Source organism: Collinsella sp. AF25-2LB (assembly GCF_003458415.1).
Taxonomy (GTDB): Bacteria; Actinomycetota; Coriobacteriia; order Coriobacteriales; family Coriobacteriaceae; genus Collinsella.
This window is the reverse complement of the sequence record NZ_QRUF01000006.1, coordinates 38,214-61,738: the sequence shown is the minus strand read 5'-3', so window position 1 is coordinate 61,738 and position 23,525 is coordinate 38,214. Positions and strand designations below refer to the sequence as shown.

Annotated in this window: 20 protein-coding genes, 1 other RNA gene and 1 pseudogene; 17 read left to right on the top strand and 5 right to left on the bottom strand. The window is 60.0% G+C overall.

All coding sequences use genetic code 11. The annotated features are described in order from the left end of the window. The first annotated feature begins 306 nt into the window (after positions 1-306). From DWY51_RS04280 to ndk, 4 genes are all read left to right on the top strand, one after another. A complete protein-coding gene (locus tag DWY51_RS04280; RefSeq protein WP_117640300.1) occupies positions 307-1,533 on the top strand; it encodes an argininosuccinate synthase in 1,227 nt (408 codons plus the stop codon). Positions 1,534-1,768: 235 nt separating this feature from the next. Beyond that, complete coding sequence (locus DWY51_RS09495; RefSeq protein ID WP_158556904.1) at positions 1,769-1,939, top strand: hypothetical protein; 171 nt, start codon at positions 1,769-1,771, stop codon at positions 1,937-1,939. Positions 1,940-2,058: 119 nt separating this feature from the next. Then, positions 2,059-3,489, top strand: a complete 1,431-nt coding sequence (gene argH / locus DWY51_RS04275; protein WP_117769995.1) for an argininosuccinate lyase — start codon at positions 2,059-2,061, stop codon at positions 3,487-3,489. Positions 3,490-3,874: 385 nt separating this feature from the next. Next, positions 3,875-4,279 carry a nucleoside-diphosphate kinase gene (gene ndk / locus DWY51_RS04270; protein WP_055251725.1) on the top strand — a complete coding sequence of 135 codons (405 nt, stop codon included), beginning with the start codon at positions 3,875-3,877 and terminating at the stop codon, positions 4,277-4,279. Between the two features lie 176 nt (positions 4,280-4,455). Here the strand turns inward: ndk and rpiB are convergent, their stop codons facing one another. Further along, the gene (rpiB, locus tag DWY51_RS04265) at positions 4,456-4,923 is read right to left on the bottom strand and encodes a ribose 5-phosphate isomerase B (RefSeq protein WP_055251633.1); all 468 of its coding nucleotides are present in this window, start codon (positions 4,921-4,923) and stop codon (positions 4,456-4,458) included. A gap of 269 nt (positions 4,924-5,192) precedes the next feature. On the opposite strand from rpiB, the gene DWY51_RS04260 reads away from it, so the two are divergent. Beyond that, positions 5,193-6,512 (top strand): serine dehydratase subunit alpha family protein, encoded by a 1,320-nt coding sequence (locus DWY51_RS04260; protein ID WP_117769994.1) that lies wholly within the window; start codon positions 5,193-5,195, stop codon positions 6,510-6,512. Here the strand turns inward: DWY51_RS04260 and DWY51_RS04255 are convergent. Beyond that, positions 6,509-7,267 carry an HAD family hydrolase gene (locus DWY51_RS04255; RefSeq protein WP_117655125.1) on the bottom strand — a complete coding sequence of 253 codons (759 nt, stop codon included), beginning with the start codon at positions 7,265-7,267 and terminating at the stop codon, positions 6,509-6,511. The genes DWY51_RS04260 and DWY51_RS04255 overlap by 4 nt on opposite strands. A 315-nt stretch (positions 7,268-7,582) precedes the next feature. Between DWY51_RS04255 and rpsA the strand changes: the two genes are divergently transcribed. From rpsA to DWY51_RS04240, 3 genes are all read left to right on the top strand, one after another. Continuing rightward, complete coding sequence (gene rpsA, locus DWY51_RS04250; RefSeq protein WP_022095232.1) at positions 7,583-8,749, top strand: 30S ribosomal protein S1; 1,167 nt, start codon at positions 7,583-7,585, stop codon at positions 8,747-8,749. Positions 8,750-9,075: 326 nt separating this feature from the next. After that, an RNA gene (gene rnpB / locus DWY51_RS04245) (RNase P RNA component class A) lies at positions 9,076-9,437 on the top strand. Between the two features lie 271 nt (positions 9,438-9,708). Further along, positions 9,709-10,347 carry a YigZ family protein gene (locus tag DWY51_RS04240; protein WP_199411369.1) on the top strand — a complete coding sequence of 213 codons (639 nt, stop codon included), beginning with the start codon at positions 9,709-9,711 and terminating at the stop codon, positions 10,345-10,347. Between the two features lie 68 nt (positions 10,348-10,415). Here the strand turns inward: DWY51_RS04240 and DWY51_RS04235 are convergent, their stop codons facing one another. Next, entirely contained in the window at positions 10,416-10,862 is a 447-nt protein-coding gene (locus DWY51_RS04235; RefSeq protein WP_233504619.1) for a C-GCAxxG-C-C family protein, read from the bottom strand. Positions 10,863-11,092: 230 nt separating this feature from the next. Between DWY51_RS04235 and DWY51_RS04230 the strand changes: the two genes are divergently transcribed. From DWY51_RS04230 to DWY51_RS04215, 4 genes and pseudogenes are all read left to right on the top strand, one after another. Further along, positions 11,093-12,376 carry an O-acetylhomoserine aminocarboxypropyltransferase/cysteine synthase family protein gene (locus DWY51_RS04230; protein ID WP_117769991.1) on the top strand — a complete coding sequence of 428 codons (1,284 nt, stop codon included), beginning with the start codon at positions 11,093-11,095 and terminating at the stop codon, positions 12,374-12,376. A gap of 143 nt (positions 12,377-12,519) precedes the next feature. Continuing rightward, entirely contained in the window at positions 12,520-13,824 is a 1,305-nt protein-coding gene (locus DWY51_RS04225; RefSeq protein ID WP_117769990.1) for an MFS transporter, read from the top strand. Between the two features lie 157 nt (positions 13,825-13,981). Then, positions 13,982-14,560 (top strand): xanthine phosphoribosyltransferase, encoded by a 579-nt coding sequence (locus tag DWY51_RS04220; protein WP_117769989.1) that lies wholly within the window; start codon positions 13,982-13,984, stop codon positions 14,558-14,560. A 153-nt stretch (positions 14,561-14,713) separates the two neighbouring features. Then, positions 14,714-15,025 (top strand): annotated as a pseudogene (locus tag DWY51_RS04215) (peptide chain release factor-like protein); the annotation flags it as partial. Positions 15,026-15,046: 21 nt separating this feature from the next. Here the strand turns inward: DWY51_RS04215 and DWY51_RS04210 are convergent. Then, positions 15,047-16,009, bottom strand: coding sequence for a diacylglycerol kinase family protein (locus tag DWY51_RS04210; RefSeq protein ID WP_117769988.1), 963 nt, complete (start codon positions 16,007-16,009; stop codon positions 15,047-15,049). Positions 16,010-16,096: 87 nt separating this feature from the next. Next, a complete protein-coding gene (locus DWY51_RS04205) occupies positions 16,097-17,518 on the bottom strand; it encodes a chloride channel protein (RefSeq protein WP_199411368.1) in 1,422 nt (473 codons plus the stop codon). A 211-nt stretch (positions 17,519-17,729) separates the two neighbouring features. Here DWY51_RS04205 and glp point away from each other — a divergent pair, with 211 nt between their 5' ends. The 5 genes from glp to DWY51_RS04180 all read left to right on the top strand — a co-directional run bounded on the left by glp (position 17,730) and on the right by DWY51_RS04180 (position 23,147). Next, positions 17,730-18,992: a gephyrin-like molybdotransferase Glp gene (glp, locus tag DWY51_RS04200; protein ID WP_117770008.1), complete on the top strand. Its 1,263-nt coding sequence runs from the start codon at positions 17,730-17,732 to the stop codon at positions 18,990-18,992. 10 nt (positions 18,993-19,002) lie between these two features. Then, complete coding sequence (locus tag DWY51_RS04195; RefSeq protein WP_117769987.1) at positions 19,003-19,482, top strand: molybdenum cofactor biosynthesis protein B; 480 nt, start codon at positions 19,003-19,005, stop codon at positions 19,480-19,482. A gap of 204 nt (positions 19,483-19,686) precedes the next feature. Then, on the top strand, positions 19,687-20,562 hold the full coding sequence (modA, locus tag DWY51_RS04190) for a molybdate ABC transporter substrate-binding protein (protein ID WP_117769986.1): 876 nt from the start codon (positions 19,687-19,689) through the stop codon (positions 20,560-20,562). 68 nt (positions 20,563-20,630) lie between these two features. Further along, entirely contained in the window at positions 20,631-22,073 is a 1,443-nt protein-coding gene (gene modB / locus DWY51_RS04185; protein WP_233504618.1) for a molybdate ABC transporter permease subunit, read from the top strand. Between the two features lie 3 nt (positions 22,074-22,076). After that, on the top strand, positions 22,077-23,147 hold the full coding sequence (locus DWY51_RS04180) for a sulfate/molybdate ABC transporter ATP-binding protein (protein ID WP_117769984.1): 1,071 nt from the start codon (positions 22,077-22,079) through the stop codon (positions 23,145-23,147). Positions 23,148-23,525 lie beyond the last annotated feature (378 nt).

Sequence of the window (23,525 nt, the reverse complement as noted above, 5' to 3'; positions counted from 1 at the left end):
CCCGGCGGTAGGTGAAAGGAGAGGCAGATGCAGTTCGTAAAGATCATCACTACTGCAGACAATGCCATCCGACGCCAGCGCGCAATTTCCCGACGACGATAACAATCGTCTCTGTCCGTATGGGGCTAAATGCCCCAACAGAGTCATTTTGAGGTCGTTGGGTTTTAGCACGACATAGACGCATGTTTCTAGGGCATGTTGTGCTGCTTTTTGCTATTTAACCTGATATTGCACGGTTTTTGACCTCGAAATGACTTGCAACTGACCGATGTTCTAACTAGCTACCAAGGGCGAAAGGAAACAGCCATGAGCAAGGAAAAAGTCGTTCTCGCATATTCCGGTGGTCTTGATACATCCGTATGTGTCAAGTGGCTTCAGGACGAGAAGAATCTTGATGTCGTTTGCGTCTGCGGTAACGTGGGCCAGGAGGAGACCGGCCTGGATGCCAAGAAGCAGAAGGCGCTCGACCTGGGCGTTCTGGATTGTCAGGTGCTCGACTTGCGCGACGAGTTCTCCGATGAGTTCCTGACCAAGGCCATCGCGGCCAACTCCATGTACGAGAACAAGTACCCGCTGCTCTCCGCCCTGTCCCGCCCGCTGCTCGCCAAGAAGCTCGTCGAGGTTGCTCACGAGTTTGGCGCGACCTACGTCGCCCACGGCTGCACCGGCAAAGGTAACGACCAGGTCCGTTTTGAGGCTGCCGTCAAGGCGCTCGACCCCGAGCTCAAGGTTATCGCCCCGGTTCGCGAGTGGGATCTGAAGTGCCGTCCGGACGAGGTCGCCTACGCCCACGCCCACAACGTGCCGGTTCCCGAGGGTGCCAACGACAACCCCTATTCCATCGACGACAACCTGTGGGGTCGCGCCATTGAGTGCGGTCACCTGGAGGATCCCTGGAACGAGCCGCTCGACGACGCCTGGGTTATGACCAAGAACCCCGAGGATACGCCCGACGCCCCGACCTACACCGAGATTGAGTTTGAGGCGGGCAAGCCCGTCGCCGTCGACGGCAAGAAGATGAAGCTCTCCGAGATCGTCATCGCTCTCAACAAGATTTCCGGCGACAATGGCTTTGGTCGCCTGGACCTGGTCGAGGACCGTCTGGTGGGCCTCAAGAGCCGCGAGTGCTATGAGGTCCCCGGCGCCCTGACGCTTATCACCGCCCACAAGGCGCTCGAGGACATTTGCGTTGAGGGCGACCTGCTCAAGGAGAAGATTAAGCTCGAGCAGGATTGGGCCACCGCCGTGTATAACGGCCAGTGGTACAGCCCGCTCAAAAACGCGCTCGATGCCTTTATGGCCGACACCCAGAAGTTCGTGACCGGCACCGTCCGTCTGAAGTTCTTTAAGGGCAACTGCCATGTCGTCGGCCGCAAGAGCCCCTTCAGCCTTTACGACTATGGCCTGGCTACCTACGACCGCGACACCACGTTTGATGAGAAGGCCAGCGCCGGCTTTATCGAGATCGACACGCTGTCGCTCAAGACGTGGGCCAAGGTCCAGGGTCCCAGCTCTGCTGCAGCTCAGGCCTAAGGCTTTTCCTTCCCTTGGTATCCGCGCGGCCCATCCGCGTGATACAAAACGGGCGCACGGGGTCCCTACCTTTCGTTATGCTTGCTGACACTTCTTAACATCGGTGGCCCCTACGTTCCGCCCGCATATATGACGCCGCGCCTGCGGCTGAGTCCGAGCCCCGCCGGGGTTGTCCGGCAGGGCTCTTTCTATCAATTTGTCGGCCTTGCGCCTATATATATGAGGAGTATCCAATATGTTCAATGCTATCGCGCATGCTTTACTTGCCCTCGCGCCCGAGATCGATACTGCAAAGGTCGAGGACGTCCCTATGAGCCTGAAGGCTTGGATCGATGGTTCGCAGGGCAACATTCGGAGGGAGACGTTGGGTGCCAAGTGCATGGTGCGTCACTTCTTTGCAAATTAGCTACATGGCCCCCGCGCACGGCAGGGAGTGTGTAAAACTAGCGGTTGAAAAATCGCTTTAGCGACAGGGCGCATTGCTTTGGGCGCTTGTTTTGGTATTTGATGAAAGGGGACGGTCCCATGGCTCTTTGGGGTGGTCGTTTTGAGGCGGGCGTGGCCGAGGTCACGCAGGAGTTTGGCGCGTCGCTGCCGGTCGACAAGCATCTCTATAAGCAGGATATCGCCGGCTCTAAGGCTCATGCCAAGATGCTGGCCGCCCAGGGCATCATCAGTGTCGAGGACGAGCGGGCGATTGCCGAGGGCCTGACCGGAATCGAGCAGGATGTCGATGCCGGCAACTTCACCTTCGATATCAACGACGAGGACATTCATATGTCCATCGAGAGCGAGCTGACGTGCCGCATCGGCGAGGCCGGCAAGCGCTTGCATACCGGGCGTTCGCGCAACGACCAGGTGGCGACCGACACGCGACTGGGCGTCAAGGCGCTGGCCAAGGAGCTCATGGAGGCCAATCTTGAGCTGCGCCATGTGCTGGTGGATGCGGCTAAAATGTACGACAAGGTGATTCTGCCGGGCTATACGCACATGCAGCATGCTCAGCCCGTGCTGCTCTCGCATCATCTGCTGGCGTACTCCTGGATGTTCGCGCGCGATTTTACGCGTCTGAAGGCCGCCTTCGATGCCGCTGATAATTGCCCGTTGGGCGCCGCCGCGCTCGCCGGCACGAGCTATCCGCTCGATCGCCAGATGACGGCTGCCGAGCTTGGCTTTGCGGGCGTGATTCCTAACTCGCTCGACGCTGTTTCCGATCGCGATTTCCTGCTCGACCTGCATTATGCCGGCTCCGTCATGGCCATGCACCTGTCGCGTCTTTCCGAGGAGATTGTGCTGTGGTCGAGCTCCGAATTTGGCTTTATCACGCTTTCCGACTCCTACTCCACCGGTTCGTCCATCATGCCGCAGAAGAAGAATCCCGACTTTGCCGAGCTTATCCGCGGCAAGAGCGGTCGAGTCTATGGCAACCTGGTGCAGCTGCTCGTGACCATGAAGGGCTTGCCGCTCGCTTATAACAAGGACTTGCAGGAGGACAAGGAGGGCGCGCTCGATACCGCCCATACGCTCATGCAGTGCCTGTCCGTTATGGCCGGAATGATATCGACCTGGACCGTCAACGAGGGCGCCATGGCGCGCGAGTGCGGCGTGGGTCACCTTGCCGCCACCGATGTTGCCGATTACCTGGCCAAGCGTGGTCTGCCGTTCCGCGAGGCGCACGCCGTGGTGGGACACCTGGTCCTGATGTGTGAGAAGCGCGGCTGCAACCTCGAGGACCTACCGTTCGAGGTCTTCCAGGAGGCAAGCCCGCTCTTTGAGCGCGATATTACCGAGGCGCTCGACATCCCGTCGATTGTCGCTGCGCGCACGACCGAGGGCGGCACCGCTCCTGCCGCCGTTGCCGTCCAGCTGGAGCGTGCCGAGGCACAGCTCGTGGCCGACGAAGGCGTGTTTGGGTCGCTGACCAAGGTCGTCGAGATGGGCCACGGGGCAAAGTAGGGGTTTGGCTGAAGCGGCTTTGGCCATTTATTGATAAATCGTTTTTGCTTTTACGGGCGTCTGCTGTTGCGGGCGCCCGTATTTTGTTGCTATGGGGGAGGGGCTTGTCGAGAACTTCTGGAGGACCTTTGGGCAGGTTGTGAAGGGCGCGCGTTCACAGACGGCAACCGACCGTCCGCTCGGTTCGATGCGGTTGATGCGCGGTCGGATGGTACTCTAATCGGGCTTCGAAACAGAAGTGACACATATGGAACGCTTTAATAAATTGTAGCGTTTCAAATAACAGCTTATTGTTTAACTGCAGCCAAAACTCTGTTACGATGCAGTTCAGGCGGGTGCCGGAATGGGACTTGGGCACGCGCGAACCTACTTGAAAGGCTACCTTATGGCTATCGAGAAGACCTTCATCATGATTAAGCCCGACGCCGTGCGCGATCGCAAGATCGGCGAGATCGTTGCTCGCATTGAGCGCAGCGGCCTTGTCATTGAGCGCATGGAGATGACCACGCTTGAGCGCGCCACCGTCGAGGAGCACTACGCTCATCTGGCCGACAAGCCTTTCTTTGGCGGTCTCTGCGACTTTATGACGAGCGGTCCGGTCGTCAAGATGGTCGTTTCCGGTCTTTCCGCTGTCTCCAAGATGCGCACCCTTATGGGCGCTACCAACCCGCTTGATGCTGCCCCCGGCACCATCCGCGGCGACTTCGCTGTCGATGTCAACGCCAACGTGATTCACGGCTCCGACTGCCTGGAGAACGCCGAGATCGAGATTAAGCGTTTCTTTGGCTAAACCAGCTTTGACTCCTTAAAGCTGTTAGCGTGTGGCTTGGGCGCCGCGGAACTCCATCCGCGGCGCCTCTTTTATTCCAGTGGGTTTTTGGTAACCCTTAGAAATCTACTAAAGAGCCCCCGTCCGGATGTTTCTTCCGGGCGGGGGCTGGCGATAGCGTATGGCTTTGTAGGTCTTTAGGCCTCGTCAACGACCTTGAGGCCGCGCGTCTGGTCGATCTCGTTGAGGAGATTGACGCGACGCTCGTGGCGGCCGCCCTCAAACTCGGCGTCGAGCCACTCGTCGACAATCATCTTGGCGAGCTCGGAGCCCACGACACGGGCGCCAAAGGCCAGCACGTTGGTGTTGTTGTGCATGCGGGAGAGCTTGGCGCTGAAGGGCTCGGAGCACACGACGGCGCGTACGCCCTCGACCTTGTTGGCAGCCAGGCTGATGCCGACGCCGGTACCACAGATCAGGATACCCAGGTCGACGTCGCCGTTGGCAACTGCCTTGCCCACCTTGTAACCGGCGATGGGGTAGTCGAAGCTTTCGGAGGTGTCGGTGCCAAAGTTCACGACCTCGCAGCCGCGCTCCTTCAGGTGCTCGGAAATGATGTTCTTGAGCTCGACGGCGGCGTGGTCGTTACCGATACCGATCTTCATGAGTGGTTCCTCTCTGGTCCGTGCGGCGGAATTGCTAAAGGTTTTACCGCGTTCGACTGCATGATAGCGCGTCTTTTGCGTAAACGATCGAGCGTTTTTTGGTCAAACGCTTTATCAAGTAAGTACACCAGTTCATCACGAAATCTGCCGTCAGTTTGACGCTCGTAACCGTCTGCCGGAACCTGGGTTGCGGTTTTTGGGACCTTGGTATCAAATAAAGAAGTTGACTATGTATAAGAAATAAGTCGTTGTGTATACAGGAGGCACTAATGCCCACCGATTCCATTCGCGATGCTGCATTCTGTGACGTTTTGAACCGCGAGCTTGTCTGTGCGCTCGGCTGCACCGAGCCTATTGCCGTTGCCTATGCAGCGGCGCTGGCGAGCCAGACGCTCGGTTGCGAACCCGATCATATGGATGTCGCCTGCTCGGGCAACATCATCAAGAACGTTAAGAGCGTGACCGTGCCCAACTCGGGCGGTATGCACGGTATTGAAGCGGCGGCCGTGCTGGGTGCCGTGGGCGGCGACGCCAAGAGCGCGCTCGAGGTGCTCGAGAGCGTTAACGACGAGGACCGTGCTCGCGTGGCCGAGCTCCTCGCCGATGCCGGTTACTGCGATGTGTCGCTTGTCGAGGGTGTGCCCAACCTCTACATCAAGGTGACTGCCACAGCCGGGGGCCATACCGCAGTCGTCGAGATTACCGACCACCACACCAATGTCACGTGCCATACGCTCGACGGTATTCCGGTATGCGGCAAGTCGGCGGGGGAGTGTGCCGCCTGCGCCGAGCGCGTCGTGGCCGAGCGTGCGGCGGATAGTGCCGATACGCCCATGTCGATCGAGTCTATCGTTGACTTTATCGAGGACGGCGACATTGAGGGCGCCCGCGCTGCCGTTGAGCGTCAGATTGAGTTGAACGGCGCTATTAGCGCCGAGGGTTTGGCGCACGCTTGGGGCGCCGAGGTGGGCCGTACGCTGCTGGGCGCACGTGCCGATGACGTCGCCTGCCGCGCCCGTGCCCGTGCAGCCGCCGGGTCCGACGCCCGCATGAACGGCTGTGCGCTGCCGGTCGCCATTGTGTGCGGCTCGGGCAATCAGGGCATTACCTGCGCGCTGCCCGTTATGGAGTATGCCGAGTACCTGCGCTGCGACCACGAGCGCCTGGTGCGCGCCGTGATGCTATCCGATCTTATCGCCGTGCATATCAAGAGCTATATTGGTGCCCTCTCGGCGTTTTGCGGTGCTATTTGCGCTGCGTGCGGTGCTGGTGCTGCCATTACCTGGCTGTGCGGCGGCACGCGCGAGCAGATTGGCGCGACGGTCTCAAACACGCTTGGCAACGTGGGCGGCATCGTGTGCGATGGCGCCAAGGCGAGTTGCGCGGCTAAGATTTCGGCAGCCGTGGACGCTGCGATTCTGGGTCACGATATGGCTATGCAGGGCCGCGGCTTCCGCGCCGGCGAGGGCCTGATCCAAGATACCGTTGAGCAGACAATCGCCAGTATGGGCTACGTAGGCCGCGTGGGCATGAAGGACACCGACGTCGAGATCCTCAACATCATGATCGGCAAGACTCGAGTCTGTTAGGACAACTCTTCCGCTACTTGGTGTTCGTAGAAGGCTTCTACTACGGCGTTAAAGTCGCGGGCGAAGCCTTCCATGGTTCCGCGCCAGGTGACTCGGTTGGGCTTGCCCTGGCCTACATAGGCAGTCTGAATGCCGCAGGCGGGGCTAGGGAAGTCGCGTTTGGGATCGTTGCCCACCATAAGGACCTCGTGCGGTTCGAGCCCCATCACCTGAAGCTGCTCTAGATAGTAGGTGGCATCAGGCTTGCAGCGGGTGGCGTTTCCCATGTGCGTGACGAGCTCAAAGGGGGCGTCGGCCAGGTCGCCCCAACCCATGCGGCACTCGATGGCCCCCTGCGGAAAGCTGGGGTTGGTAAAGAGCGCGCAGCGCAGCCCTGCGTCCTGTACGGCCTGGAGCGCGGCGTGTGCGCCCGGCATGGCATGGGCGTTGATGAGTTCGTCATTCTTGTACGGCAGGACTTCGCGATCGTAGTAGGTAAACGCCTCGTAGATGAGTGGGTCCGAGAGGCAAATGCCGCACCGGCGCTCAACCTCTTCCTGGTAAAACTCAAGATTGGTGCGATTGTCCGTACTGTTGCGACGATTGGCGTTGAGGTCGACCAGGATGGTGCCGAGGCGTGCCATCGTGCCCCCGCGGCTGCGACGTCCGATATCCGCGAGCATCGATGAGACATCCTTAAAATAGCGAAGGATGAACGCGTTGAGGTTGATGCTAAGAAGCGTCTCGTCCATATCGAAAACGACTGCTTTGAGCACGCGGGCACCTTTCTCGAAAAATCGTTCCAGAATCGTTGGCTCCGAATACTTTACCCCAAAGCCGTATGCCTAACTGCCTATCGTCAACTTATGGAGACGGTCGTCAACAAGATTGCGAAAAAGTCTCCATACGAGTAAAAAATCGCAGTTCACGCTTGAAATCGAAATGATTTCCCCGTAACCTATACGAACGTGATTGCATAAGCGTCACATTAGTATCTGTCGGCTCCCGAGTGTTCCTAAACGTTGTGTGCTTGTCGCACCCTTCTGTAGGTCCTAGCAATCGGGGCCCCGTAGTTCGAAAGGGGTCCACCTTTGAGTGAGATTCAGAACTCGTCCATTTTCTCTCTTGACGATGTCAACGAGGAGGAGATGAACAACCTCATCGACGGTACGATTACCGACTTTGATGAGGGCGATCTCGTTAACGGCACTGTCGTTAAGATCGAGCATGACGAGGTGCTCGTTGACATCGGATTCAAGTCCGAGGGCGTTATCCCGGTCCGCGAGCTGTCCATCCGCAAGGACGCTAACCCTGCAGACATCGTTGCACTCGGTGATCCCATCGAGGCCCTGGTTCTCCAGAAGGAGGACAAGGACGGTCGTCTGGTCCTGTCCAAGAAGCGTGCCGAGTACGAGCGTGCTTGGAACCGCATCGAGGAGAAGTTCAACTCCGGCGAGAACGTCGAGGGCGAGGTTATCGAGGTTGTCAAGGGCGGTCTGATCCTCGACATCGGCCTGCGTGGCTTCCTGCCCGCTTCCCTCGTCGACCTCCGTCGCGTCAAGGACCTCACCTCCTACATGGGCACCCGCATCGAGGCCCGCGTCATCGAGATGGACCGCAACCGCAACAACGTCGTCCTCTCCCGTCGCGTCGTGCTCGAGGAGTCCCGTAAGGCCGAGCGCTCCGAGATCCTGTCCAAGCTCAAGTCTGGCATGCGTCTCCAGGGCACCGTTTCCTCCATCGTCGACTTCGGCGCCTTCGTCGACCTCGGCGGTATCGACGGCCTCATCCACATCTCCGAGCTCTCCTGGAACCACGTCAACCATCCTTCCGAGGTTGTCAAGGTCGGCCAGGAGGTCGAGGTCGAGGTTCTCGACGTCGATCTCAACCGCGAGCGCATTTCCCTGGGTCTCAAGCAGACCACCGAGGATCCGTGGCGCGCACTGGTCAAGAAGTACCCCGTCGGCGCTATCGTCGAGGGCACTGTGACCAAGCTTGTCCCGTTCGGCGCTTTCGTTGACCTGGGCGAGGGCATCGAGGGCCTGGTGCACATCTCCGAGATGGCCAACAAGCACGTCGACCAGCCTTCTCAGGTCACCCACGTGGGCGACAAGGTTCAGGTCAAGGTCATGGAGATTGACCTCGACCGTCGTCGTATCTCCCTGTCCATGAAGTCCGCTGCTGAGACTCTGGGCGTCGAGATCGAGGTTACCCCGCTGCCTTCCGAGAAGAAGGACGAGGAGACCGACGCCGAGTAAATCGGTTTGACGATCACTTGTTTGAAGGGATCCGTCCGTAATGGACGGGTCCCTTTTTGCATTTGGCGCAGAGACGCACGATGTTTCCTGTGCTGTCCGCACGTTATTTGGTTGTCGGTGCATGAAAAAATGCCGACATCCCGCCTCGGGGAGGAGGCGGGAACGCACCGAGTAGACGGAGGGGTGCGGAGCGCAGTCGCGTCTCGACTGGCGACGTTGCCCATCGACGGGACTATTGTAACGCATGGGTGGTTCTTGGTTTATCGTGTCGAACGCTTGCGTTGTGCCATTGCGTGTGCTGGCGGTGTGCTACACTCTTTCACTGCTGAGTGGGCCAGACGGTCGCGCGATGTGCTGCTTGCAGCACGCGTGAGGAAAGTCCGGGCTCCAGAGGGCGGGATGCCGGCTAACGGCCGGGCGGAGTGATCCGACGGAAAGCGCCGCAGAAAAGAAGACTCCCACCTGCGCCGCAAGGCGTAAAGGGAAAAGCTGAAACGGTGGTGTAAGAGACCACCAGCGTCGTGGTAACACGGCGGCTTGGCAAGCCCCATCCGGAGCAAGCGCGAATAGGAACGCTATGGGCCGGCCCGGTCCGCGTTCGGGTAGCGTGCGTGGAGCTGCACGGTAACGTGCAGACAAGATAAATGACCGTTCACGACAGAACCCGGCTTACAAGCCCACTCGGCACTTTGTTGACGCTGCGAACCCGTCAGCGCGGCAATCTGCCTTTCAAGCCTTCGGGCATGACCATAAGGTCAATGCCCTCGGCTTTCAAGGCACCTTGCTCGCGCTGACGGGTTCTCGCTTTCGTTGACGGATTCATCGGCGCCGTCATCCTTGACGTCTCGCTGTCTTTGCCTGGTCATTGGCGTTGCCGTTCTATTTACTGGGGTTATCGGTACGGCCTTTGCCGTATTATTGAAGCTGTTTGTTGCTGCGCTTTATTCTATTGAGGGGCTTTGTTGGACAGCTATTTTACTCTGCAATCGAATATTGAGGCTTCGGGCGAGTTTGTGGACCGCAAGAGCCGGTTTATTGCCCAGCTGGTCCATATTGAGTCCGAGAACGAGGCGAATGCCTTTATTGAGATGGTTCGCAAGCGCCATTACGACGCTCGACACAATGTTCCCGCGTGGATTTTGGTCGATGGGCGCGAGCGCCAGAGCGATGACGGTGAGCCGAGCCGCACGAGCGGCATGCCGACGCTCGAGGTGCTGCGCGGTGCGGGGCTCAAAAATGTTTGTTGCGTAGTAACGCGCTATTTTGGTGGCACGCTGTTGGGGCCTGGTGGCTTGGTGCGCGCCTATACCGCGGCGACGCAGGCGGCGGTGGCCGCGGCTCAGGAGGCCGGGCAGATCGTCGAGATGACGAGTGTCGTGCCGGTTGACGTGCATGTTGCCTATCCGCAGTATGAACAGGTGCTTCGTTTGGCGCAGGATTCGGGTGCCAAGGTTTCGGATACCGATTACGCGGATACCGTGACGATTCACTTGGTGTTTAAAGCGGGGGAGCAGGAGCCGTTTTGCGCTAAGATGCGCGAGCTTATGGCGGGGCGCGAGGAGATCGAGGTCGGCGCTCCCGAATTTGCGGAGTTCTAACGACGACGGCCGGCGTGCTTTTGGAAGAATCCCAAGAGCGCCGGCCGTCGTTTTTATGTTGCTGCCGTTTACTCGGCGAGCTGTTTTAGCACATCGCAGGCGATCTCGACGGCATCGTCGATGCAGCCGGGGCAGCTGCGGAGCGGACCCTTGTCCGATCCGATGCCCTTGAGCGTGCCGCAGACGGTCGTCGTGTTCTTCTTGCCAAAACGCTTGGCGATTTCGCGCGACAGCTTGTAGGTCTGGCCCTTGGTCTTGGGGTTTTCCATGCCGTCGCTCATCACGAAGCCCATGATGGCCACGGCGCCCGAGATGGCGCCGCAGGTTTCGGTCATGCCGCCCATGCCGGCACCAAAGCCCTCGGTGAGGGTAAAGGCGATCTGGGGGTCGAGTCCGACGGCAGGCGCGAGGGTGCAGGCGACGGCCTGGGCGCAGTTAAAGCCGCGGGCGTGGTATTCGGCAGCCTGAGCCTGACAGGCGTTGATGTCGAGCTGGGCCGTATCGATTTGCTTCATCGTTGTCTCCTTGGTTACGGTGTACTCGCCTATGGTACCCGTGACGGTGCATGTAATCATCGAGAGCTTCATGTATGCCTCATTTTTCTCTGTCGAGCAAATTCCCAAGGCTTGAGATAAATGCCCCGGATCAATTTGTCCCATAACCTACCTTGGGGATGGGTTGAGAGGGGTGCAGGGTAGCGGTATCGTGAACCGAATAAAACGTAACCCAGGCAAGGGAGCTAGATATGAACGAGCAGACCATCGGTACTACATGTGTTCAGGGCGGCTATCACCCGGGAGATGCCGAGCCGCGCCAGGTGCCCATCTACCAGTCCACCACGTGGAAGTACGACACGTCGGAGCACATGGGCAAGCTGTTTGACCTAGAGGAGTCGGGCTATTTCTACAGCCGTCTGCAGAACCCTACGTGCGATTTGGTTGCCGCCAAGATCTGCGAGATGGAGGGCGGCACTGCCGCGATGCTCACGAGCTCGGGCATGGCGGCGAATTTCCTCGCGATCTTTAACGTGGCCGGTGCCGGCGATCACGTGGTCGCGAGCTCTGCCATCTACGGCGGTACCTACAACCTGCTCGCCCATACTATGGAGCGCATGGGTCTGACCTGCACGTTTGTTGCTCCCGACTGCACCGACGAGGAGCTCGAGGCAGCCTTTGAACCCAATACTAAGCTCGTCTTTGGCGAGACGATCGCCAACCCCGCCCTTGCCGTGCTCGATATTGAGCGCTTTGCCAAGGCCGCGCACGACCACGGCGTACCGCTGATGGTCGACAACACCTTCCCGACGCCCGTGATGTGCCGTCCCTTTGAGTGGGGCGCCGACATCGTCACGCACTCCACCACTAAGTACATGGATGGCCATGCGGCCTACCTGGGTGGCGTGATCGTCGATCGTGGCCAGTTTGACTGGATGGCCCATGCGGACAAGTTCCCGGGTCTCACCACGCCCGACGAGAGCTATCACGGCGTGACCTATGCCGAGAAGTTCGGTCGCGAGGGCGCCTTTATTACCAAGGCCACCGCGCAGCTTATGCGTGACCTCGGCCCCATGCAGAACCCTCAGGCGGCCTTCTTCCTGAACAGCTCGCTCGAGAGCCTGCATGTGCGCATGCCGCGTCATTGCGAGAACGGCCTGGCCGTTGCCAAATTCCTGCAGAGCCATCCCAAGGTGCGCTTTGTGAGCTATCCGGGTTTGGAGGGCGACAAGTACTATGACATGGCTCAGAAGTACATGCCCAACGGTACCTGCGGCGTTGTGAGCTTTGGCTTTAACGGTGGTCGCGCGGCGGCCGAGACCTTTATGAAGAGCCTCAAGCTCGCCCAGATCGCCACGCACGTGGCCGACGCCCGCACTTGCTGCCTGCATCCCGCTAATGCCACGCATCGTCAGATGAACGATGAGGAGCTCATCGCCTGTGGCATCTCCGCCGACATGGTGCGCCTGTCGTGCGGTCTCGAGGACACGGCCGACCTGATTGCCGACCTTGAGCAGGCGCTCGAGCAGTGCTAGGCTAGCGTTCGTGCAAGGCGCCGATGCTGGCAGAAAGCTTCGGCGACCTTTCGTTCCGATTCCGTAGGCGGGACCCCAATCGCGGCTGTTTGCAGGCGATTGGGGCCCCGTTTTTTTGCGTTGGGCCACTCGAAAGGATGGATATGGAGAAAACCGCAGAGCAGCTGCGCCGCGAGCACATTGCCCTAGAGGGCGATACCCATGGCAAGAACAAGTGGGCGATTCTGTTTACCGTGCTCATCATGACGTTTATGGTGTGTCTGGATTCGACCGTCGTGACCGTGGCGCTGCCCGTGATGCAAAAGGAGCTGGGCGTGGGCCTCGATCGCATCCAGCTGGTGAGCTCGGTGTATCTGCTTGCGACTTGCGTGGCTATGTTGCCGTTTGGCCGTCTGGGCGACGTGCGCGGCAAGGTGAATGTGTTCCAGCTGGGCGTCATCGTTTTTTCGGTCGGTTCGCTGCTGTGCGGCCTTTCGGCCTCGCTCGAGGTTCTTATTCTGGCACGCATTGTTCAGGGTATCGGTTGCGCGGCGGCCATGGCTAACAACATGGGTATCATCACCGAGTCGTTTCCGGCGCGCGAACGAGGCCGTGCCATGGGTATTCTCGCGACTTTCGTGGCCCTCGGCATGATGTGTGGCCCCGTGCTCGGCGGTATGCTGGTGGCAAGCTTTCCTTGGGAGAGCATCTTCCTCATCAACCTGCCCATTGGCGTCATCTCGTTTATCGTGGGGCTTTACACACTGCCGCATGTTAAGCCGGAGGCCGGCGAGCGCCCCATGTCGTTGGCGGAGGCCGCGCGTCGCTGCTTTGCTAATTCGGCCTTCACCATCAACCTTGCCTGTATGCTCATCGTGTTCGTTGGCATTGGCGCATCCGAGTTTATTTTGCCGTTCTATTTTCAGGACGCCCACGGCTTTGGTTCTGACATTTCCGGACTGCTCTTTTTGGCGCTGCCGATGGTGAATGCCTTTATCGGCCCGCTTTCGGGAACGGTTTCGGACCGTGTTGGCTGCGAGGGTCCCACGGCGGTCGGCCTGGGCGTGTATGTGTGCGGTCTCTTTGCAGTAAGCACGCTCGACGAGCACTCTTCTATCCCTGTGATCGTGTGCTGCGTCGCGTTTATGTCGTGCGGTACGTCGATTTTCCAGAGCCCCAACAACTCGCTGTACATGGGCTCGGCTCCGCGCGAGGCACTTGGCTTTGCAGGTAGCTTGGGCAGCTTGGCGCGCTATGCGGGCATGGCGCTGGGTATTACGGCAGGTTCGCATACCCTCTATGGGCAGATGAGCGTGGCGATGGGCGAGGCCGTGACCAGTTTTGTTGCAGGCCGTCCGGATGTATTCCTATTCGGCTTTCGCTCGGTGTTCTATGTGTTGATGGCCGTGGCCGCTGTGGGCTTTGCGCTTGCCATGGTGCGTTTGGTGAAGATACGCGCCCGTCATTAGCGTGTTGGGAGGCTGTCTGCCACGAATCGCGCCGTCCCAAAAAGACTGGTTTGTGGTGCGATGCGGCTTGTGGGGCGGGCGGGGGTCGGTCCGTGGTAGACTATCGAACAACGTTTATTAATCGCGCGGTATCGTTGCCGCGAGAAGGGGTTGCGCCATGCAGGAGCTTGAGGATCGTATTCGCCATGACGGCATCGTAAAGGCCGGTAACGTCCTTAAGGTTGATGCCTTCCTCAACCACCAGTGCGACGTTGAGCTGTTCGACCACATGGGCGCCGAGTGGGCCCGTCTGTTCAAGGATGTCGAGATCAACAAGATCCTGACGATTGAGGCTTCGGGCATTGGTATGGCTTGCATTGCAGCCCAGCACTTTGGCGGCGTGCCAGTGGTCTTTGCCAAGAAGGCACAGTCCATCAACCTCGACGGCGAGCAGTATGCCACGACCATTTACTCCTTTACCAAACAGAAGGAGTACCCGGTCATCGTTGGCAAGCGCTTCCTGTCCGAGGGCGACAAGGTCCTGATTATCGACGACTTCCTGGCCAACGGCTGCGCACTCGAGGGTCTTATCAAGATCTGCGAGGCTGCGGGTGCCGAGGTTGCCGGCATTGGCATCGCGGTGGAGAAGGGCTTCCAAGGCGGTGGCGATAAGCTCCGCGAGCGCGGCTTCCGCGTTGAGAGCCTGGCCCGTATCGCCGATATGGACTGCGATACCGACGAGATTACCTTCGCCTAAGCGCGCAACACAAGCGATTGGTATGCGATGTGACAAAGGGACTGTCCCTTTGTCACATTTTTTTGTATGAGGGGAGGTATTGATATGGATGAGAACAAGATGGGATGGTGCGAGTATGCGCGCTATGCCGCGATGGCGGCCGAAGAGTTGGCGCGCGATTGCGAGGTACAGGTGTTTCGCGCGACGGGTCCGGGCGGACAAGGCGTGAACACGACGGACTCGGCGGTGCGCATGAAGCACGTGCCCACAGGGATTACCGTGACGGCGCGCGAGAGCCGCAGCCAGTTCCAAAATCGCGCGAGCTGCCTGCGCAAGCTGCACGCCGAGCTCGAGCGACGCGGACGTCCACCGCGTCGACGTGTAAAGACCAAGGTGCCCCAGCGCTCTCGTCAGCGCAGACTCAATGACAAGCACTTCAATGCCATTAAAAAGGCCAACCGACGCAAGCCGGGCAGCGACGAGTAGTCGTTTGTTCCACTGGCCTTGCTAGCGGGTGGGGTGCCAGACTTGGAGGGCGCCGGGTAGGATGTCGACTTCGATGCGCGAGGCGACGATGGGCTCGCCGTCGGCCTGAATGGGGTAGTCGGGCTCCTCAAAGGTGAACTCGGCATGGCGGCAGCGGCGCATGCGTACCGGCGGCAGCTTGGTGTGGTGACCGTCCTTGGCCGAAAGGAACATGGGTAGGGCGACCGCACGGGGGACGGGGCCGCAGGCGTAGCAGACGTCGAGTATGCCGTCGCAGGGGTCGGCATCGGGGCAGATGCGATAGCCCGAGCCATACGTGGGGCCCAGCTGTATCGCCATGATGATCGCCCTCACGCGCTCTGTGGGCGCGCCGTCAAAGCTGACTGTCATAGGATAGTTGCGATAGCGTAGGCCAAACTGCTCAAGTCCCGAGAGGGTGTAGAGCGGCGCGCCCGTCAAGCCGGTCTTTTTGCGCAGCTCGGTGGTGCTAAGGCCGATGGCAGCATCGATGCCGACCGAGAGCGTCTGGTCGTAGTACTCAACGGTAGCCTCGCCGCTGCCGCTCGCAGGGCTCCACGAGCGAATGCGCCCGATATCCTGACGCTGCAGCTCGCAGGTGAGCAGCGCGCCAAAATCCTTGCCGGAGAAATCGTCGATGCCGAGCGTCTGGGCAAAATCGTTGCCGGAGCCCACGGGCAGGACGGCAAGAGCGGGGCGGGCGTTCTCCTTTTGCGTCATAAGCCCGTTGACGACCTCGTGAATCACGCCGTCGCCGCCGAGTGCGATAACGGTGCGATAGCCCTGTGCCTGTGCGGCCAGCTCCTTGGCGTGTCCCATGCGCTCGGTCAACACCAGGTCAAACTGGGATGCGCGTGCAGTCATGTCCAAAAAGCGTTGCAGGCGCTCGGCAACTTCGCGTGCCGCACCCGACTGAGCGGCTGGGTTGGCGATGATGAGCGTGCGACCAAAATCAGTTGCGTGCATGGGGCGACTCCCGGCGTATGACGTGACGGTGCGGTCGCGCTCGGGTCGAATTGCTCCCGATTGTGGCTGCACGGCGAATACTAACGTCTACTCTATCAGGTCGTTGTGGCGCTCGATAGCCTCTGCCACCGTGCCGCCCTCGTCCACAATAAGCGAACGGCGTTTAGGCGAGACAATGCGCTGTGCGGGATATACGCCTCGGTGTCCGCCGGCGAGATAGCTGATAAACGCCACGATCACGAAGAAGCCGGCGGCCGTGCCGTGGAACAGGTCGATGGCCATCATGCAGGTGGTGATGGGCACGTTGAGGCCGGCGCAGAACACGCCGAGCATGCCCAGCGCCGCTAGAAAGCTGGGGTCGATTCCGACGAGGCAGCCGATCCAGCCGCCGAGCGCCGCACCGATGCCAAACAGAGGCGTGACCTCGCCGCCTTGGAAGCCGGCGCCCAGGGTAAGCGCTGTGACGACCAACTTGATGGCTGCGTCCGCCAGGGTGGTGTTGCCTGCAAACCCGGCGCCGGAAAGCCACGTGGAAAGGCCGGCGTAGTCCCAGGCGTCGAGGAGGGCGTAGGCGGCCAAAACCACGAGTGCGCCTATGAGTGCGCGAACGAGGTAATTGGTGATAAAGCGGCCGTACAGGCTCTTGACGGTACGAACCGACCAGGCAAAGAGACGTGCGGTGAGACCAAAGATGATGGCGCTGATGACTACGATGACAACCGTCCGTGGTGTCATGTTGGGAACGCTGGCGATGACATTCGCCTCGTACTCGGTTCCCAAGGCAAGCGACGTAAAGTAGCCGGTAAACGAGGCGACCAGGCAGTAGATGCCCGCGGTGTAGTCGATCTTGCCGATAAAGCACATCTCCATGCCAAAGAAAGCTCCAGCAAGGGGTGAACCGAATACGGCGCCAAAGGCCGACGAGATGCCGGCGAGCATGAGGTCGTGGTGGTCATGCTTTTTGAGGTGGGCGAGGCTCGAGATGTTGCTGGCGATGGTGCCGCCAATCTGCACCGCAGCTCCCTCGCGACCGGCCGACCCGCCCGTTAGGTGCGTGAGCGTGGAGCAGACGAAGGTGAGAACGGCCATGCGCATATGGATGAGGCGTGTGCCCAGAGCGGAGTCGATGACCAGGTTGTTACCGCGTTTGGCGGCAAGGCCGTGGTTTTTGTACACCCATGCGGTGGCAATGCCCACAACGGGAAGCAATGCGTAGACCCACGCGTGGTGCTCGCGATAGTCGGTCGCGATATTCAGCGAGGCCAAAAACGCCCAAGCGGCAACGCCCATGGCGAGCGAGACGATGACGACGAGCGCGAGCAACTTGGCGCTCGCGAGTAGGTTGCGGGCGTTGCGGCGCGTGTCGGCAGCCAAGAGATGCTCGGAGCGGGTGAGCTGTTGCCTGCCTGCCATGATGACGTCATTAAGGGAGAAAAAGCCGCCGTCGTCGAGCGACTGGGAATGATCCTGCGCCTCGTTTGCGCTTTCGGGTTTGTCGGTAAAAGCCATACGTTCCTCTTTTGGGTTGCAACACGAGCATTATAGAACGTGCCATACGTGACAAACCGGCAGGTTGGTTTTGGTATTGTTTCGCGGCTTGCGGCCGACAGATGTATTCGCGGCCGCGGGCCAGGTCTTGAGCAGGCGGCGAGGGATTATACTGAGATAAACATAAAGAATCGGCGCTTTTGTTGCGCGCCGCAGCATGCTAGAGGTGCATATGGCTGAGAAACTCATTCCGTTGGAGGACGCACAGGCGATCGTCTTGTCGCACGTGAATCGCACCGAAGTCGTCGAGATTCCCGTGTGGCAGGCCGTCGGTCTTCCCTTGGCCGAGGATGCGGTGGCCGATATCGACATCTCGCCGTTTGCCAACAGCGCTATGGACGGATATGCCGTGCGCTCGTCGGACTTGGCGCGGGCATCTGGCGAGGCGCCGGTGACGCTCGACGTTATCGGACACGAGGCCGCGGGCCGTGTGTTTGAGGGCGCAATCGGCGCGGGTGAGACGGTCCGCATCATGACGGGCGCGCCGGTACCCGAAGGTGCCGATGCCGTGGTGAAGTACGAGATCGTCGATGTGCTCGATGGCGACGGCAACGAGGGCTCGCGTGTGAGGTTCTCGGCGCCTGCCAAGGTGGGGGAGAACGTTCGCTCTGCCGCCGAGGAGGCGCATGCCGGCGATATTGTGATGCGTGTCGGCGAGGTTGTGGCACCGGCGGGCGCCGGCTTGCTGGCGAGCGCCGGGTATGCGAGCGTGAAGGTGCATGCCGCTCCGCGCGTGGGCATTATCTCGCTGGGGACGGAACTGGTCACACCGAGTAAGGTACCGGCGCGCGGTCAGATTCGCGATTCCAACTCGTCGGCGTTGATGGCCGAGGCGCTCGATGCAGGAGCCGAGCCCGTGTTCTACGGCATTGCGCCCGATGATGAGCAGGCGATTGCCGAGCTGGTGCATCGTGCCGTGCAGGAGTGCGATTTTGTCATTACGAGCGGTGGCGCCTCGGCGGGCGATTACGATTTCGTGACGGCGCTCGTCCGGCGCGAGGGCGAGGTGCTGTTTGACCGCATCTCGATGCGTCCGGGCAAGGCCATCACGTTTGGATTGCTCGGCGGCAAGCCGTATCTGGGGCTTTCGGGCAATCCCGCGGCGGCGTATGTGGGCTTTGAGATGCTCGCGCGCCCGGCGATTCGCAAGATGCGCGGTTTTGCCGAGGGGGCGCGTCCCGTGCAGCAGGCGACGCTCACGCACGGCGTGAAAAAGCGACAGCATCGCCGCTTCTTCGATCGCGCCACGGTTTTGCGCGACTCCGAGACCGGTGAGCTGTTGGTGACCGAGGCCAAGACGCAGAATTCGGCGTTGCTCGGCACGATGCAGCGGGCCAACTGCCTGTTGCGTATTGACGAAGGTCCGTGCGAGCTCAAGGCGGGCGACGTCGTGGATGTCGTGCGTGTCGACCTGCCTGAGGGCGCCGTGTTGTAGGAGGAATGCTATGGAGCTGAAGATATCGATCGTGACGTGTTCGGATACGCGGGGCCTTGCCCAGGACGAGGCCGGTGCCGCACTCGAGGAGCTTATCGAGGCGCAGGGATGGACGGTCGCCTCGCATGTGGTCGCGCGCGATGACGTCAGCGAGATTGGTGATGCTATTGTGGAAGCCGCCGATGAGTGCCACGCCAATGTCGTGCTCACCTGCGGCGGCACGGGGCTTTCGATGCGCGATGTGACGCCCGAGGCGACGCGTGCCGTCTGCGATCGCGAGGTGCCGGGTATTGCCGAGGCGATCCGTGCGTACTCGATGACCAAGACGCGCCGCGCCATGCTCTCGCGCGCTATTTGCATGCAACGAGGTCATACACTTGTCGTAAACTTTCCCGGTTCTACGAAGGCCGCTCGCGAAAGCTGGGAGGCCATAGCGGACCAGCTGGAGCATGCGGCTCAGATGACAGCGGGCGGCGGACATACCAACTAAGCGATTTACCTGCGGCGGAGCGACCTGAACGGCTGCTCCGCTTTTTATTTGCGCCCAAGGGGACGGCATTCTGTAGGCATGCCTGAAGCTATATTCTCATAAGAGAATAATTTCTCATAATCATTATTCGCACCGAAGTATAATTTAATTACAGAATAAAGCCCGCGGTGGGGTACCCGGGCACAAGGTCCGAAAGGGTTGAACATGTTCGATATGGTTTCTCGCCGCGGATTCGTCTCGCTCTCTACTGTCGCCGCTGCCGGCCTTGGGCTTGCCGGCTGCTCCGGCAACAAGGAGCCTGAGGCGACCGGCTCCGATGCCGGCTCCGCCAAGGCCTCTTCCAAGAAGGAAACCGTCGAGCTGCAGGTCTTTGCTGCCAACTCGCTCGAGAAGGCTTTGCCCGAGGTTCAGAAGCTCTACACCGAGCAGACCGGTACCACCTTTGCCGACACGCAGTTTAAGGCGTCCGGCGACCTCGTTGAGCAGATGCGTGCCGGTGCCACGGTCGACGTGCTCATCACCGCTTCCAAGGGCACCATGGATGACGCTGAGACCGTCGAGCTCGTCGATGCCGACACGCGTGAGGATATGTTCGTCAACGACCTCGTGATCATTCGTGCCGAGGGCTCCGACACCAAGGTCGAGGCCATCGCCGACGTCGCGAATCTGGACGGCAAGATCGCCATCGGCGACGCCAAGACCGTCCCCGCCGGCAAGTACGCCAACCAGGCGTTGGCTTCCGTGGGCCTCTACACCGGCACCGAAGGCGACGACGGCGAGTATGCTCCCGAGATCGCCGACAAGGTCGCACTGGCCGACAAAGTTGGTACCGCTGCCGCCTATGTGTCCACAGGCGACTGCGTGGCCGGTTTTGTCTACAGCTCCGATATCTTCCGCTACGACGGCATCGAGGAGGCGTTCGTGTGTCCCGAGGACTCGCACAAGCCCATCGTGTATCCGGGCGCCGTTGCCGAGAGCTCCGAACATGCCGACGAGGCTAAGGCGTTCATCGACTTTTGCCTGTCCAACAAGAAGGCTCAGAAGATTTGGGCTAAGTACGGCTTTGAGCTTTCCGCGTAGTGCGGCTTGGCGCGATAATTCCATCGTTTTGTGTTTCACTCCGTCCTTGTATTCGCTTGGAGCTTTTCGTGCTTAATAGATTCCGCATGCTTGTCGCCTGTGCTTTGACCTTCGCGCTTTGCTGGGTGCCGGGATTTGCGTTTGCTGGGGACGCTGAGGACGGGGCCCAGGTTGCTGCGACCGCTCATGGGCTTTCCTATGGGATCGAGGGTTTTGAGCGGTTGGCCAAGGGGACCGCTCGTGCCATGGAGGGCCAGCCTGAGGGCTTCCGGTTTCCCGTTGACGAGGACGTGGACCTTGTAGTGGCGCCTGCTGCCGATCGCGTTGTGGTGTGGATATCGCCCAAGGCGGTCGAGAAGTTTGGATTGGATCCGCAGGACAACGAGTGCGTATCGGGTCTCAAGGCCCTCGTCTGCGAGCTCGACAGCGCAAACTCCATGGGAGGTGCGCAGCTAGGGGACGTTGATCTTCCTTGGTATGTTACGGCGGAAACAACGTTTGATGCCGGCGGTTATACCTATGGCTTTGACGAGCGCGGTGCGGATGGGGACCGCTATGTGGTGATTGCATCGGCCTCGGGTGATGCCAAGGGCGGCGCGCGTTGGCTTGATAGCGCTCAAATGGTAGAGGCATCGTCTGTCGTGTTGCGGGATGAGCAGGGGCCCTTGACCTCTCTGGCCTCCTTTTTAGGCGGCATCGACTACCGCCCGTTTTGGGTGTCTATCAAAACGAGCGGCCTTGCCCTGCTGATCTCCTTTGCGCTGGGCTTGTTTGCCGCGTGGAAGACTATGGGTACCTCGAGTCGCATCAAGGGCCTGCTCGATTCGGTCTTTACGATTCCTATGGTGCTGCCGCCCACAGTCTGCGGCTTTCTGCTCCTCATGCTGTTTGGCCGCTCGACCGGGGTGGGCCAGTGGCTGATCGCGCGCGGCATCTCGATCGTCTTTACCTGGCCCGCGGCGGTTATTTCGGCCGTCGTTGTGTCGTTTCCGCTGGTCTACCGCACAGCGCTCGGAGCCTTCGAGAGCCTCGACACGCAGATGCTCGACGCCGCACGAACCCTGGGATGGTCCGAGCTTCGCATCTTCACCAAGCTTATGATGCCGCTCGGCTGGCCCTCAATCGCGGCGGGCACGGTGCTCGCCTTCGCTCGCGCGATGGGCGAGTTTGGCTGCACGCTGTTCTTTGCGGGCAACTACGCCGGCATTACGCAGACCATTCCCATTGCGATTTACTTTGAGTGGATGGGCGGCAATACGTCGGTGGCTCTCTTTTGGGTCGTGGTCGTAATAGCGTTCAGCTTCCTGGTCATCCTATTCATCAACATGTACACGGCGCATTCTCAAAAGTATCGCGAGCGGGGCTTTTCCCGTGCGGAGCGCAAGCAGGCCAAAGAGCTCGCCGGACAGGGCGATTCGCTTGACCCGGTGGGCGGTGATGCCTTGCGTATCGATCGCGAGGCGCTGGCCGAGCTTATGCGCGATGGCGCGGTCGCAAAGGGAGGTCGATAAGCCATGTCGCTCGTTCTGGATATCAAAAAGCGCTATCCGGGCTTTACCCTCGACATTCAGCTCGATGCCGGCGAGGAGCGTGTGGCGCTGCTGGGCGCCTCGGGTTGCGGCAAGAGCTGCACGTTGCGCTGCATTGCCGGCGTGGAGACACCCGACGAGGGCAAGATCGTCGTCAACGGCGTGACCTTTTTTGACTCGGCGGCGGGTATCAACCTGTCGCCCCAGGAGCGAAAATGCGCCCTACTGTTCCAAAACTATCAGCTGTTTCCCAACATGACGGTGGCCGATAACGTTTGCGCCGGTGTTAAGGATGCGGGTGACGCCGCCGCGCGCAAAAAGCTCGCCGAGCGTTATCTGGGCATTTTCGGTCTGGCCGATTTTGTCGACCGCTACCCCGTGCGCCTCTCGGGCGGTCAGCAGCAACGCGTGGCGCTTGCGCGCATGGTGGCGGCGCATCCGGGCATCTTTATGTTCGATGAGCCCATGAGCGCGCTCGACGCGTATCTCAAGAGCGCGCTCGAACAGAACATGCTCGACCTGTTCGATGTGTGCAACCGTACCGTGCTCTACGTGAGCCACGACATCGACGAAGCGTGCCGCCTGTGCCGGCGCATTTGTGTGATGCACGACGGGCATATGGAGGAGATCGGCTCCGTCGAGGACGTGGTCCGCCGGCCGCAAACCTTGGCTGCGCTGCGCCTGACGGGCTGCAAGAATACGAGCCGCGCGCGCAAGATCGGCGACGAAGAAGTTGAGGCCCTCGACTGGGGCATGACCTTCAACGTGGGCCGTGAGGTTCCCGATAACGTGGCGTACCTGGGTATTCGTGCGAGCTACTTCCATGTGGACAACCGTGCTGAGCGGGGTCGCAACAGCTACGACCTGCATGTGGCCCGCGTGAGCGATTCACGTTTTGAGCGCCTGGTGCTGCTGGACGTGCCGCGCGCCGACGCGCCGACGCGCCTGCAGTGGAAGGTCAACAAAGTGCGCATGCCTGTCGACGAGCTGCCGCAAGCAGGCGAGACGCTGCGCATGCATTTTGATGCCAGCAGGATCCATTTGGTTTGTCGATAGCGCCGGGTAATGCCGTCGGGGAATATAAGCCTCGGCGGCTTTGTTTTTGCCGTTCGCCGAATGAGGAATGACAAACTCTTATCAATCAAGATAATTATTTATTAAACGAAGGCACACGACGCTGTCGTACGAATGTCAACGGTGTTCGCATGGTCGATGACCGTTGGTATAGTTGACCTCAACTTGTAAAGGAAGGTGCGCACATGCCGCAGACGACATACATTCGCCGCGTTGCCGCGCGTGCCCTATATATGGCTCGGAGCCGCATATGAGCAGGTATGTTCACGGCTCCGGGAGAGACGACGCACAACTAAATAATCGACCGCAAAGCAGGTTCCCTAAAATTCCGGGTTTGAGCACGGTCGGGCAATCGCCGTC